The 13,907-nt window shown below is 62.9% G+C and carries 13 protein-coding genes and 1 tRNA gene; 13 read left to right on the top strand and 1 reads right to left on the bottom strand.

The window, feature by feature from the left end; genetic code table 11:
* Positions 1 to 1,176, top strand: a 1,176-nt coding sequence (tuf, locus tag EN745_RS16300; protein ID WP_095805843.1) for an elongation factor Tu, incomplete at its 5' end; no start/stop codon positions are given.
* A gap of 235 nt (positions 1,177 to 1,411) precedes the next feature.
* Positions 1,412 to 3,007, top strand: a complete 1,596-nt coding sequence (locus EN745_RS16295; RefSeq protein ID WP_245487745.1) for a hypothetical protein — start codon at positions 1,412 to 1,414, stop codon at positions 3,005 to 3,007.
* A gap of 46 nt (positions 3,008 to 3,053) precedes the next feature.
* On the opposite strand, the gene EN745_RS16290 is transcribed toward EN745_RS16295, so the two are convergent.
* On the bottom strand, positions 3,054 to 3,776 hold the full coding sequence (locus EN745_RS16290) for a class I SAM-dependent methyltransferase (RefSeq protein WP_127421750.1): 723 nt from the start codon (positions 3,774 to 3,776) through the stop codon (positions 3,054 to 3,056).
* Positions 3,777 to 4,011: 235 nt separating this feature from the next.
* Here EN745_RS16290 and EN745_RS16285 point away from each other — a divergent pair, with 235 nt between their 5' ends.
* The 11 genes from EN745_RS16285 to EN745_RS16235 all read left to right on the top strand — a co-directional run.
* Entirely contained in the window at positions 4,012 to 4,497 is a 486-nt protein-coding gene (locus EN745_RS16285; protein ID WP_127421749.1) for a group II truncated hemoglobin, read from the top strand.
* 2 nt (positions 4,498 to 4,499) lie between these two features.
* On the top strand, positions 4,500 to 5,054 hold the full coding sequence (locus tag EN745_RS16280) for a putative glycolipid-binding domain-containing protein (RefSeq protein WP_127421748.1): 555 nt from the start codon (positions 4,500 to 4,502) through the stop codon (positions 5,052 to 5,054).
* A 71-nt stretch (positions 5,055 to 5,125) separates the two neighbouring features.
* Positions 5,126 to 5,201 (top strand) — tRNA-Trp (locus EN745_RS16275).
* Positions 5,202 to 5,569: 368 nt separating this feature from the next.
* Entirely contained in the window at positions 5,570 to 5,773 is a 204-nt protein-coding gene (secE, locus tag EN745_RS16270) for a preprotein translocase subunit SecE (protein ID WP_126054422.1), read from the top strand.
* Positions 5,774 to 5,800: 27 nt separating this feature from the next.
* Positions 5,801 to 6,328 (top strand): transcription termination/antitermination protein NusG, encoded by a 528-nt coding sequence (nusG, locus tag EN745_RS16265; protein ID WP_126054423.1) that lies wholly within the window; start codon positions 5,801 to 5,803, stop codon positions 6,326 to 6,328.
* Between the two features lie 196 nt (positions 6,329 to 6,524).
* Positions 6,525 to 6,953 carry a 50S ribosomal protein L11 gene (gene rplK, locus EN745_RS16260; RefSeq protein ID WP_095765524.1) on the top strand — a complete coding sequence of 143 codons (429 nt, stop codon included), beginning with the start codon at positions 6,525 to 6,527 and terminating at the stop codon, positions 6,951 to 6,953.
* A 5-nt stretch (positions 6,954 to 6,958) separates the two neighbouring features.
* Entirely contained in the window at positions 6,959 to 7,657 is a 699-nt protein-coding gene (rplA, locus tag EN745_RS16255) for a 50S ribosomal protein L1 (RefSeq protein ID WP_126054424.1), read from the top strand.
* A gap of 397 nt (positions 7,658 to 8,054) precedes the next feature.
* A complete protein-coding gene (rplJ, locus tag EN745_RS16250) occupies positions 8,055 to 8,573 on the top strand; it encodes a 50S ribosomal protein L10 (protein WP_126054425.1) in 519 nt (172 codons plus the stop codon).
* A gap of 54 nt (positions 8,574 to 8,627) precedes the next feature.
* Positions 8,628 to 9,008, top strand: a complete 381-nt coding sequence (gene rplL, locus EN745_RS16245) for a 50S ribosomal protein L7/L12 (RefSeq protein WP_059189560.1) — start codon at positions 8,628 to 8,630, stop codon at positions 9,006 to 9,008.
* Positions 9,009 to 9,259: 251 nt separating this feature from the next.
* Entirely contained in the window at positions 9,260 to 13,396 is a 4,137-nt protein-coding gene (gene rpoB / locus EN745_RS16240) for a DNA-directed RNA polymerase subunit beta (protein WP_127421747.1), read from the top strand.
* Positions 13,397 to 13,525: 129 nt separating this feature from the next.
* The coding region (locus tag EN745_RS16235) for a hypothetical protein (RefSeq protein ID WP_145992046.1) at positions 13,526 to 13,907 on the top strand (382 nt) is incomplete at its 3' end.

Here is a 13,907-nt window from a genome sequence, read left to right as displayed (position 1 = left end):
ATGGCAAAAGGTAAATTCGAGCGCACCAAGCCGCATGTGAACATTGGCACGATCGGCCACGTCGATCATGGCAAGACGTCGCTGACGGCGGCGATCACGAAGTATTTTGGCGAATACAAGCGCTATGACCAGATCGACGCGGCGCCCGAGGAGAAGGCGCGCGGCATCACCATCTCGACGGCGCACGTCGAATACGAGACGGCCAACCGCCACTATGCCCACGTCGACTGCCCCGGCCACGCCGACTATGTGAAGAACATGATCACCGGCGCGGCGCAGATGGACGGCGCGATCCTGGTCGTTTCGGCCGCCGACGGCCCGATGCCGCAGACGCGCGAGCACATCCTGCTCGCCCGCCAGGTCGGCGTGCCGTCGATCGTGGTGTTCCTGAACAAGGTCGACCAGGTTGACGACGCCGAGCTGCTTGAGCTGGTCGAGCTCGAGGTTCGCGAGCTCCTGACCAAGAACGAGTTCCCCGGCGACGACATTCCGATCGTCAAGGGCTCGGCGCTGGCGGCGCTTGAGGACTCCAACAAGACCATCGGCGAGGACGCGATCCGCGAGCTGATGGCGCAGGTCGACGCCTACATCCCGACGCCGGTGCGTCCGCTGGACAAGCCGTTCCTAATGCCGATCGAGGACGTGTTCTCGATCTCGGGCCGCGGCACCGTTGTGACCGGCCGCGTCGAGCGCGGCGTGGTCAAGGTCGGCGAAGAACTCGAGATCGTCGGCATCCGTCCGACGACCAAGACGACCTGCACGGGCGTCGAGATGTTCCGCAAGCTGCTCGACCAGGGCCAGGCTGGCGACAACATCGGCGCGCTGCTGCGTGGCGTCGACCGTGAGGGCGTTGAGCGCGGCCAGGTTCTGGCCAAGCCGGGTTCGGTGAAGCCGCACAAGAAGTTCGTGGCCGAAGCCTACATCCTGACCAAGGACGAGGGCGGCCGCCACACGCCGTTCTTCACCAACTACCGCCCGCAGTTCTACTTCCGCACCACCGACGTGACCGGCATCGTGACGCTGCCGGCGGGCACCGAGATGGTGATGCCTGGCGACAACATCACCGTCGACGTCGAGCTGATCGTGCCGATCGCCATGGAAGAGAAGCTGCGCTTCGCCATCCGTGAAGGCGGCCGCACCGTCGGTGCCGGCATCGTCGTCACCATCAAAGAATAATCGATCCGGCATTCGCTGGTTCGATAAGAAAAGGGCGGTCTTCGGGCCGCCCTTTTTCGTTTTCGCCTGTGCGAATTGCTATAGTTTACCGAGCTGACTCAAGCCTGTTGCAAGCTTCGGCGCCGCAACTAGTATAGGTTCCATCAAGGGGCTTACGGACGTGGTTGCAGGGCGCCGTTCAACGGGACAGGCATGGTGGGCACTGGGGCTGGTCTGCCTGGTGCTGCTGCTTGCTATGGGCAATTGCAGCCTTGCTGCTGGCGCGAAAGAGTCCGATCGCGGTCCGCCGATGCGCTTCGTCGTCGTGCGCAGCAACGCAGTAGGGTGCGAACCCAACTGTCCCGAGTGGATTTCGGCGGAAGGCACGATCGAAGCTGGCACGCCGGCGCTGCTCAAGCGCATGCTCAAGCGGCTTGGCGGGCGAAAGCTGCCGATCGTGGTGGATTCTCCCGGCGGCAATGTCGACGCGGCGCTGACGCTCGGCCGGCTGATCCGCAGGAGCGGGCTGGATATCGCCGTCGGTAAGACCTGGTTCGACGGCTGCATGCCGGACGACAAGGATTGCACGGCCAACAAGGGCAGGGACGCCGGCTATTTCGGCGAACCTTATGCCAGCGGCGCCATCTGCAATTCCGCCTGTCCGCTGATGTTTGCCGGCGGCGTACGTCGCGTCGTCGGCGAATGGGCGTATCTCGGCGTGCACCAGATCACCACGACCTACATCAGGACGAAACTGCTCTACCGAACCACATACAAGGTGGTGAACGGCAAGAAGAAGGTCATCAGCACGAAGGTCGTCAGCCGCAAGAATGCCGGCAGTTATAAGACCTACGAGATGAGCAAGGCGGTGGAGAAGAGGCTGGCCGCCTATTTCCGGGAGATGGGCGTTGGCGAGGACGTGCTCACAACGATGAAGAACACGCCGGCCAGCGATATCCATCAGCTGGCCCTCGAAACCATGCTGCGGATGGACCTCGTCACCAGCATGGATTCGGTCGACCTCCTCACCGCCGCCGCCATCTGCAAGGCGAGGCCGGAGCCGGCAAATTGCCGTGAGATACCAGCGAACAAGGATGCGGCGCCGGCCGCCGCCGTGGCCGCCAAGGTCAAGCCTGCACCCGCCACTGCGGCCAGGCAGGAGATCGTCAAGCGCGACGAGGACATGCGCTTCGTCGTGGTTCGCGGCAGCAATCCGCTCTGCAATCCGGATTGCCCCGAATGGATCTCGGCCGAAGGCACGATCACAGCTTACACCCCGGAGCGGCTGCGTGACATGCTCGACAGCATTGGCCGGCGCAGGCTGCCCTTGGTGATCAACTCGCCCGGCGGCGACGTGCTGGGAGCGCTCGCGGCTGGCCGGCTGATCCGCGAGCACAAACTCGACGTCGCCATTGCCCGGACCGATTTCGTCGGCTGTGATTTGACAGCGCGGGATTGCGCGGCCGACAGCGAAGCTCGCGCCGGGCTTACCGTCGATGCCGAAGGCGTATGCAATTCAGCCTGCGCGATCATGCTTGCCGGCGGTGTCCGGCGGCTTGTCGGCCCGCGGGCGCGGCTCAGCGTGCATTCGCTCGGGATGGAGAAGCAGGTCAGGACCTACCTCGAAGACATGGCGATCGGGAGCGACCTTTTCGCGGCAATGCAGTCGGTGCTCTATTCCAGCCATCGCCAACTCGAGCCGGAGATGATGCTGAAGGTCGGGCTGACGACTGGACCGCAATCGGTCGACGCGCTGACCGGCGCCACCATCTGCGCCGCGACGCCGAAGCCCGAGAACTGCCGCGTGGCGCCGTCGCCCAATGCCCAGGCCGAGGCGCCCGCCAAACTCTAGAGAGTGAAACCCCAAGCGACCGGCAGCCACCACAGGCCGCCACTCATCAAAGGTCGAAATCGTGATCGTTAGGGGGGACCTTCTCGGTCGGGCGTCTGAAAATGTCCACCTTGATAGGCTGTTCGAAAACCAGCTTCCCCTCTGCATCACTTTGAGCGGCGGCCTCGATCGCCATGACGATTGACCGATGCTTCTGTTTGACCACATCCCCTCGCGTTGGATCAACGGCTACGATGCGCTCAAGGAACTGGTCCGGCGTGTCGAATTTTTCGCTGCGTATGTAGGTTAAGGTTCGCACGCGACGGATGCTGCCGCCAGCATCGGCCGCGTCCATTGCTGTCTGCGCCGCCACCCGAACGAGCGTTTCGTCCTCGACCAGACGCAGCGCTTCAAAGAAGTTTCCGCTGGCTGTCGGCTCGATCACGATCAGCATTCCGTCAGGCGTGAGGACACGCATTGCTTCGATCAGAGCCGCAAACATGCTGGATTGCGGCACATGGTGCAGGGTATTCACCATCAGGACACGATCAAAGGATGACGGCTCAAATGGCAAGCTCTCTGCCACGGCTATTGTGAAGCTGGCCGATGGTACGGTAGCGGCGGCGGCTTTGACTGCCTGGTGCCCAGGGTCGATTCCCGAAACAATCGCGCCTGCAGCGCAGAGCTGCTTGGCCAGTCCGCCGCTACCACAGCCGACGTCGAGTATCCGGAGGCCGTCAATCGCGCCAAGCGACCGGATCACCGCCAAAGGATTGTCTATCGACTGCATGACTTGTGTCCTTTCAAAGTCGCAGCAGGTGAAAATCACACAGCGCAAGAAAATCTGGAAGACCGCAGTTGGTCATGGCGTGAATTAGGCAAGGAACTGACGGATGCAACGAGTCGAACTCGGTCGCTCAGAGTGATTGGTTTTGGCTCTGGAGGCGAACTGGCCATCGAGGCAGGTTGAGCCGTCTTTGATCTTTCCGCTATCGTGCGCGGCAACCGACAGGCGAGGATCGATGATGAGCGAGAATATCCCGACACTGTTCGAATGGGCCGGCGGCGCCGAGGCGTTGAGCCGCCTGACGCAGACCTTCTACGACAAGGTGGCGCGCGATCCGATCGTAGGCCCGGTGTTCAGGCATATGTCGCCGGATCATCCCGCCCATGTCGCGGCCTTTATCGGCGAGGTTTTCGGCGGACCGAAGACCTACAGCGAAAAGCATGGCGGCCACCGCGAGATGGTGATGCATCATCTCGGCAAGCACCTGAGCGAGGAACAGCGGCGGCGTTGGATCAATCTTCTCGCCGATGCCGCCGACGAGGTCGGCCTGCCCGACGATCCCGAATTCCGCTCCGCCTTCATGGGCTATGTCGAATGGGGATCGCGGCTGGCGAAGATGAACTCCAATCTCGGCGAGACCTGCGACCCCGAGACGGAGCCGATGCCCGCCTGGGGCTGGGGCGTGCCCGGCGGACCGTACAAGCCGCCGGTTGGGAAATCGTAGCAGTGGCGGACCGGGCTCGGAGCACGATCGTCCGATGGCGGCAGTGGCAGGGCCTTGGCATCGAACACCTCGTCCTGAGGCAGGACTCCGGTGGGATATCGGCAGAGTCCGTGGCGATCTCGGCCGACCATGCGCCGTTCGCGGTCCACTACCGCATTTCATGCGACCCCGACTGGCGCGCCAGGGAGGTCGAGGTCGGCATCGTCGGCGGCGGGCGCTTCCGGCTCGAGACGGATGGAATGGGCAACTGGTCGAAGGACGGTGCTCCGATTCCGGAACTGACCGGGGCGCTCGACCCCGATCTCACCGTCACGCCCTTCACCAACACGCTGCCGATCCGGCGGCTGCGACTGAAGCCTGGCGAAAGCGCCGAGATCGCGGCGGCCTTCATCGAATTGCCGGAGCTGAGGATCGTCAAAAGCCCGCAGCGCTACACATGTCTCGATGAGGACAGACGCTATCTCTATGAGTCACTCAGGAGTGGCTTCCGGCGGGAAATCGAGGTTGATCGGGAGGGGCTGGTCGTTACCTATCCGGATTTCTGGCAAAGGATATGAATCGACCGCAGACCACTCTTTACAGAGCGCCCGGAAGCTTTTAGGAAGCGCCTGCGCCGAAACGCGCGTGTACGGGCATAGCTCAGTTGGTAGAGCGGCGGTCTCCAAAACCGCAGGTCGTAGGTTCGAGCCCTGCTGCCCGTGCCATTTTCCCGAAATGGCCGATTTCAATATCGTCGATAGCCCACCTGGTCCTTGAAAACCCATGGGTGGCTTGCCATTTGGTGGGAACTGGGGCATAAGGCGCCCATAGCCGGGACGGAACGACTGGATGGTTCCGAGGCGGCGTTTGGCCATAAAGCGGACACTTGCCACTTGCGTGGATCAAGAATCGGTTTTATGTAGACAGAACAGACACGCGACGCGTGGAGCTGGGAAGCCGGCTTTACGCGTCCGATTTGCATGGGCGAAATGGATGCGCTGATTCGGCGCCGCCATGAAGTCCGAGCGGCATGTCCCGGCCTGCGGGATCATCCAGGAGACCCGGCCAACGGGTCTTGAAGACAGAGCGGCATATGGCTTCGAAAACCACAAACCCTTTCACCTTTCTCCAGCAGGTTCGCGCGGAGACCGCCAAGGTGACCTGGCCGTCGCGACGCGAAACGATGATCTCGACGGTGATGGTCCTGGTGTTCGCGGTCATCGCGATGATCTTTTTCTTCACCGCCGACATAGCCATGGGCTACGCGATCGAGTGGATTCTGGGGCTGGGACGCTAAGTCCGGCGATTACGGAGAAGTCGTGAAATGACTGCGCGGTGGTACATCGTCCACGCCTATTCGAACTTTGAGAAGAAGGTCGCCGAGGACATCGAGAACAAGGCCAAGCAGAAGGGCCTATCCGGTGACATCGAGCAGATCGTGGTGCCGACAGAGAAGGTCGTGGAGATACGCCGTGGCCGCAAGGTCGATGCCGAGCGCAAGTTCTTCCCAGGCTATGTGCTGCTCAAGGCCAACCTGACCGATGCAGTGTTCTCGCTGGTCAAGAACACGCCGAAGGTGACGGGCTTCCTGGGCGACTCCAAGCCCGTGCCGATCACCGAGACCGAGGCGCAGCGCATCCTGAACCAGGTGCAGGAAGGCGTCGAGCGGCCGAAGCCCTCGGTCACTTTCGAGATCGGCGAGGCGATCCGCGTCTCGGACGGCCCGTTCGCGTCGTTCAACGGTTTCGTCCAGGAAGTGGACGAGGAGCGGGCGCGGCTCAAGGTGGAAGTTTCGATCTTCGGGCGCGCTGTGCCCGTCGATCTCGAATTCGGACAGGTCGAAAAGGGCTGATCCGAATACCCGCGCCGAAAGGCGTCGGGATGCCCTGCGCCGCTACGGCTCAGGGAAGGCGGCGCGAAGATCGCGCGGCCATGAACGGGTGGGAGGCGAACGCGGCTTTAGCCGGCCGCGGGAACCGCACCACCAGACTGCAACCGCCGGTGCTTCCCTGACAGTGGGACCGGCATGAGAAAAGGCAGGAATAGAGATGGCTAAGAAAGTTGCAGGCCAGCTCAAGCTCCAGGTTGCCGCGGGCTCGGCTACGCCGTCGCCCCCGATCGGCCCGGCGCTTGGTCAGCGCGGCATCAACATCATGGAGTTCTGCAAGGCGTTCAACGCGCAGACCCAGGAGCTGGAAAAGGGGTCGCCGATCCCGGTCGTCATCACCTACTACCAGGACAAGTCGTTCACCTTCGTCATGAAGACGCCGCCGGTGAGCTACTTCCTGAAGAAGGCCGCCAACCTGAAGTCGGGCTCGAAGGAGCCGGGCAAGGTCAAGGCCGGCACGATCAGCCGCGACAAGGTGCGCGCGATCGCCGAGCAGAAGATGAAGGACCTGAACGCAAACGACGTCGAAGCGGCCATGCGCATGGTCGAGGGCTCTGCCCGCTCGATGGGTCTGGAAGTGGTGGGCTGAAGATCATGGCAAAGATTGCAAAGCGTATCGCCAAGACCCGCGAAGGCATCGATCCGAACAAGTCCTACGCGCTCTCTGAGGCGCTGAAGCTGCTCAAGGAGCGGTCCTCGGTGAAGTTCGACGAGACCATCGAAGTCGCGATGAATCTCGGCGTCGACCCGCGCCATGCCGACCAGATGGTCCGCGGCGTGGTCAATCTGCCGAACGGCACCGGCCGCTCGGTGCGTGTGGCCGTGTTCGCGCGCGGCGACAAGGCCGAGGAAGCCAAGGCCGCCGGCGCCGATATCGTTGGCGCCGAGGATCTGGTCGACATCGTCCAAAAGGGCACGATCGATTTCGATCGCTGCATCGCGACGCCGGATATGATGCCGCTGGTCGGTCGTCTCGGTAAGGTGCTCGGCCCGCGCGGCATGATGCCGAACCCGAAGGTCGGCACGGTGACCACCGATGTCGCCGCTGCCGTCAAGGCCTCGAAGGGCGGCGCCGTGGAGTTCCGCGTCGAGAAGGCCGGCATCGTCCATGCCGGCGTCGGCAAGATTTCGTTCGACGTCAAGGCGCTGGAAGAGAATGTGCGCGCCTTCGCCGATGCGGTGAACAAGGCCAAGCCGTCCGGCGCCAAGGGCAACTACGTCAAGAAGGTGTCGGTCACCTCGACGATGGGGCCCGGCCTCAAGCTCGACATCGCGACGCTCGCCGCGTCCTGATACGAACTGTTCTGATCGGCCGCTAACAGGCTGATCCGCAAAGAATTCCGGGCCTCCGATCCGTCGGCGGCCCGGTACCCCGGAGGCCGAAAGGCTTCCGGATATCCTGTCCGAGATTGCAGGCGGCCCAACAGCCTTAATTCATGTGGGCCTGCATGAGACGGGTGAAGACCCGACAAAGGAGCGAGAAGCTCCAATGAAAGGTTCGAACCGTGTTTGCCTTTTGTCTGCGCACCATTCGGCCTGCCGATTGGTGTGGCGAAAGGGGGCAGGATCCTCGAGCGTCGTTCGGGAGATCCGTTACTGGATGGCCCGGCCGGCAAAAGGCAACCCGACGCCTGTCATCGTGAATGGGAATGTTCCCATTGATGGGGCAGGGGTCAACTGGAGATAGGCAGTGGACAGAGCGGAAAAACGCGAACTCGTCACGGGCCTGAATGATGCGTTTTCGAACGCGGGTTCAGTTGTCGTGGCCCACTACGCTGGTATCACCGTCGCGCAAATGAACGACCTTCGGTCGAAGATGCGCGCCGCCGGTGGCACCGTCAAAGTCGCGAAGAACCGTCTCGCCAAAATCGCTCTTCAGGGCACGGACTCCGCATCGATCATCGACCTGTTCAAGGGACAGACGCTGGTCGCTTATTCGGAGGATCCGATTGCGGCGCCGAAGGTCGCGTCCGATTTCGCCAAGGGAAATGACAAGCTCGTCATTCTCGGCGGCGCAATGGGCACCACCTCGCTCAACGCCGACGGTGTGAAGGCACTCGCCACACTGCCGTCGCTCGACGAGCTGCGCGCCAAGCTGGTTGGCATGATCGCCACGCCGGCAACCCGGATCGCCCAGATCGTCAATGCACCCGCGGCTTCGGTCGCGCGCGTCATCGGCGCTTACGCCCGGAAGGACGAGGCGGCATGAGGCCGTTCCTCGCTATCACAAACACACGTTCGAACCTTACGAAGGAATATGCAAATGGCTGATCTCGCAAAGATCGTAGACGACCTTTCGAAGCTGACCGTCCTCGAGGCGGCTGAGCTGTCGAAGCTCCTGGAAGAGAAGTGGGGCGTTTCGGCTGCCGCTCCGGTGGCGGTTGCCGCTGCTGGCGGCGCTGGTGCCGCTGCCGCCGCTCCGGCCGAAGAGAAGACGGAATTCGACGTCGTTCTCGCCGACGCCGGCGCCCAGAAGATCAACGTCATCAAGGAAGTCCGCGCCATCACCGGCCTTGGCCTCAAGGAAGCCAAGGACCTGGTCGAAGCGGCTCCGAAGCCGGTCAAGGAAGGCGTTTCCAAGGCCGATGCCGACAAGTTCAAGGCGCAGCTGGAAGCAGCCGGCGCCAAGGTTGAGCTGAAGTAAGCTTTGGTTGAGGCGGGCGGCCTCGCGCCGCCCGCCACTCCCTTGACGTCAAGGGAGCCAAAGAGCGCGAGAGGTACGGAAACCTCTTTCCTGAGGGCCGCGGAACGGCCTTCAGGAAACGGGTTTTCTCCCGTTTTAACCGGCCGCCGACTGGCGGCGGGAAAACAGATCAGGGGCTGCCGCCGAGGCGGCCCGGAATGCAAGGCGAGCCGCGGCGAGGTTCGCCCCGAGAATCGAGCTAAGGAGCGACGATGGCCCAGACCCAGACTTTCAATGGCCGCAGACGCGTACGCAAGTTCTTCGGAAAGATCCCGGAAGTTGCGGAGATGCCGAACCTGATCGAGGTTCAGAAGGCATCCTACGACCAGTTCCTGATGGTGGACGAGCCCAAGGGCGGCCGTCCCGATGAGGGACTGCAGGCCGTTTTCAAGTCGGTCTTCCCGATCTCCGATTTTTCCGGCTCCTCGATGCTGGAGTTCGTGAAGTACGAGTTCGAAGGACCGAAATTCGACGTTGACGAATGCCGTCAGCGCGACCTGACCTATGCCGCGCCGCTGAAGGTGACGCTGCGCCTCATCGTGTTCGATATCGACGAGGATACCGGCGCGAAGTCGATCAAGGACATCAAGGAGCAGGACGTCTACATGGGCGACATGCCGCTCATGACGTCCAACGGCACCTTCATCGTCAACGGCACCGAGCGCGTCATCGTCTCGCAGATGCACCGCTCGCCGGGCGTCTTCTTCGACCATGACAAGGGCAAGTCGCACTCGTCGGGCAAGCTCCTGTTTGCCGCGCGCGTCATTCCCTATCGCGGCTCGTGGCTCGACATCGAGTTCGACTCCAAGGACGTCGTGCACGCCCGCATCGACCGCCGCCGCAAGATCCCGGTGACGTCGCTGCTGATGGCGCTCGGCATGGACGGCGAGGAGATCCTGTCGACCTTCTACAACAAGATCACCTACAAGCGCGCCGGCGACCACTGGCGCATTCCCTTCAACGTCGAGCGCTTCCGCGGCCTCAAGGCCGTCGGCGACCTCGTCGATGCCGACACCGGCGAGATCGTCATCGAGGCCGGCAAGAAGATCACCGCGCGCCAGGCCCGCCAGCTCGGCGAAAAGGGCCTGAAGGCGATCAAGGCGACTGACGAGGATCTGCTCGGCAACTACCTCGCCGAGGACATCGTCAACTACGCCACCGGCGAGATATTCCTCGAGGCCGGCGACGAGATCGACGACAAGACGCTGAAGGTGCTGCTCGGCACCGGCGAGCAGGAAATCCAGATCCTCGACATCGACCACGTCAATGTCGGCGCCTACATCCGCAACACTCTCGCCGTCGACAAGAACGAGAGCCGGCAGGACGCGCTGTTCGACATCTACCGCGTCATGCGCCCGGGCGAGCCGCCGACGCTCGAGACCGCCGAAGCCATGTTCAACTCGCTGTTCTTCGACAGCGAACGCTATGACCTGTCGGCCGTCGGCCGCGTCAAGATGAACATGCGCCTCGAGCTCAAGGCCGAGGATACGGTGCGTGTGCTGCGCAAGGAAGACATCCTGGCCGTGGTCAAGACACTGGTGGAACTGCGCGACGGCAAGGGCGAGATCGACGACATCGACAATCTCGGCAACCGCCGCGTGCGCTCGGTCGGCGAGCTGATGGAAAACCAGTACCGCGTCGGCCTGCTGCGCATGGAGCGCGCGATCAAGGAACGCATGTCCTCGATCGAGATCGACACGGTGATGCCGCAGGACCTGATCAACGCCAAGCCGGCGGCCGCCGCCGTGCGCGAGTTCTTCGGTTCCTCGCAGCTGTCGCAGTTCATGGACCAGACCAACCCGCTGTCGGAGATCACCCACAAGCGCCGCCTTTCGGCGCTTGGACCGGGCGGTCTGACGCGCGAGCGCGCCGGCTTCGAGGTGCGCGACGTGCATCCGACGCATTACGGCCGCATCTGCCCGATCGAGACGCCGGAAGGCCCGAATATCGGTCTGATCAACTCGCTGGCGACCTTCGCGCGCGTCAACAAGTACGGCTTCATCGAGAGCCCGTACCGCAAGATCGTCAACGGCAAGCTGACCAACGAGGTCGTCTACCTGTCGGCGATGGAAGAAGCCAAGCACCATGTCGCGCAGGCCAACGCCGAGCTCGACAAGAATGGCGGCTTCGTTGACGAATTCGTCATCTGCCGCAACGCCGGCGAAGTGATGATGGCGCCGCGCGAGAACGTCGATCTGATGGACGTGTCGCCGAAGCAGATGGTTTCGGTGGCGGCGGCGCTCATCCCGTTCCTCGAGAACGACGACGCCAACCGCGCGCTGATGGGCTCGAACATGCAGCGTCAGGCCGTGCCGCTGGTGCGCGCCGAGGCGCCGTTCGTCGGCACCGGCATGGAGCCGATCGTCGCCCGTGACTCGGGCGCCGCCATCGGCGCCCGCCGCGGCGGCATCGTCGACCAGGTGGACGCGACGCGTATCGTCATCCGCGCCACGGAAGATCTCGATCCCGGCAAGTCCGGCGTCGACATCTACCGGCTGATGAAGTTCCAGCGTTCGAACCAGAACACCTGCATCAACCAGCGTCCGCTGGTGCGCATGGGCGACCGCGTCAACAAGGGCGACATCATCGCCGATGGTCCGTCGACCGAGCTCGGCGATCTGGCGCTCGGCCGCAACGTGCTGGTCGCGTTCATGCCGTGGAACGGCTATAACTACGAGGACTCGATCCTCTTGTCCGAGCGCATCGTCGCCGACGACGTCTTCACCTCGATCCACATCGAGGAGTTCGAGGTCATGGCGCGCGACACCAAGCTCGGGCCGGAGGAAATCACGCGCGACATTCCGAACGTTTCGGAAGAGGCGCTGAAGAACCTCGACGAAGCCGGCATCGTCTACATCGGCGCGGAAGTGCAGCCGGGCGACATCCTGGTCGGCAAGATCACGCCGAAGGGCGAAAGCCCGATGACGCCGGAAGAGAAGCTCTTGCGCGCCATCTTCGGTGAAAAGGCTTCCGACGTGCGCGACACTTCGATGCGCATGCCTCCGGGGACCTTCGGCACGGTTGTCGAAGTGCGCGTCTTCAACCGCCACGGCGTGGAGAAGGACGAGCGCGCCATGGCGATCGAGCGCGAGGAGATCGAGCGCCTGGCCAAGGACCGCGACGACGAGCAGGCGATCCTCGATCGCAACGTCTATTCGCGCCTATCCGACATGCTTGTCGGCAAGGATGCGATCGCCGGGCCGAAGGGCTTCAAGAAGGGCTCGAAACTGTCGAAGGACACGCTTGACGAGTATCCGCGCTCGCAGTGGTGGCAGTTCGCGGTGGAGAACGAAAAGCTCCAGAGCGAACTGGAAGCCCTGCGCGGCCAGTACGACGACTCCAAGAAGGCGCTCGAGCAGCGCTTCATGGACAAGGTCGAGAAGGTGCAGCGCGGCGACGAGATGCCTCCGGGCGTCATGAAGATGGTCAAGGTCTTCGTGGCGGTGAAGCGCAAGATGCAGCCGGGCGACAAGATGGCCGGCCGTCACGGCAACAAGGGTGTCGTGTCGCGTATTGTTCCGGTCGAGGACATGCCGTTCCTCGAGGACGGCACGCATGCCGATATCGTGCTCAACCCGCTGGGTGTGCCCAGCCGCATGAACGTCGGCCAGATCCTGGAGACGCATCTGGGCTGGGCTTGCGCCGGCATGGGCAGGAAGATCGGCGAGCTGATCGACGCGTACAAGGCGGGTGGCGACATCAAGCCGCTGCGCAAGACGCTGGAAAGCTTCATGCCTTCCAACGACCGCAACGAGCCGATCCGCGAGTATGACGACGAGAGCATCATTCGCCTGAGCGAGCAGATGCGCCGTGGCGTCTCCATCGCGACCCCGGTGTTCGACGGCGCGCATGAGGCCGACATCAACACCATGCTGGAGCAGGCTGGCCTGCACACCAGCGGTCAGTCGCAGCTCTATGACGGCCGCACCGGCGAGCCGTTCGATCGCAAGGTGACGATGGGCTACATCTACATGCTCAAGCTTCACCACCTGGTGGACGACAAGATCCACGCGCGTTCGATCGGTCCATACTCGCTGGTCACCCAGCAGCCGCTGGGCGGCAAGGCGCAGTTCGGCGGCCAGCGCTTCGGCGAAATGGAGGTCTGGGCGCTGGAAGCCTATGGCGCCGCCTACACGCTGCAAGAGATGCTGACGGTGAAGTCGGACGACGTCGCCGGACGCACCAAGGTCTATGAAGCGATCGTCAGAGGCGACGACACGTTCGAGGCCGGTATCCCCGAGAGCTTCAACGTTCTCGTCAAGGAGATGCGGTCGCTCGGCCTCAATGTCGAACTGGAGAACACCAAGTTCGACGACGCGCCGGTGCAGCTGCCCGACGCTGCCGAGTAAGGCTATGGCGCGCCGCGCAAGGTCGCGGCGCGCCGATCAAATTCCTCGGCCGGTGGGCCGACCAGTCTGCGGGCATTCGGCCCGCGTTAGATGCAAGGGGTTTTCGAGGACCCCGAAAAGGAGAACGGCATGAACCAAGAGGTCATGAATCTCTTCAACCCCCAGGCGCCGGCGCAGGTGTTCGATTCCATCCGGATATCGCTCGCCAGCCCTGAGAAGATTCTGTCCTGGTCGTTCGGCGAGATCAAGAAGCCGGAGACCATCAACTACCGCACCTTCAAGCCGGAGCGTGACGGCCTGTTCTGCGCGCGCATTTTCGGTCCGATCAAGGACTATGAATGCCTGTGCGGCAAGTACAAGCGCATGAAGTACAAGGGCGTCATCTGCGAGAAGTGCGGCGTCGAAGTCACGCTGTCGCGCGTGCGCCGCGAGCGCATGGGCCATATCGAGCTCGCCGCGCCCGTCGCCCATATCTGGTTCCTGAAGTCGCTGCCCTCGCGCATTGGCACGC

It is taken from the genome of Mesorhizobium sp. M4A.F.Ca.ET.022.05.2.1, assembly GCF_003998845.1.
GTDB lineage: Bacteria > Pseudomonadota > Alphaproteobacteria > Rhizobiales > Rhizobiaceae > Mesorhizobium.
The sequence above is the reverse complement of the archived record's forward strand: the minus strand, read 5'-3'. Positions and strand labels throughout refer to the sequence as shown.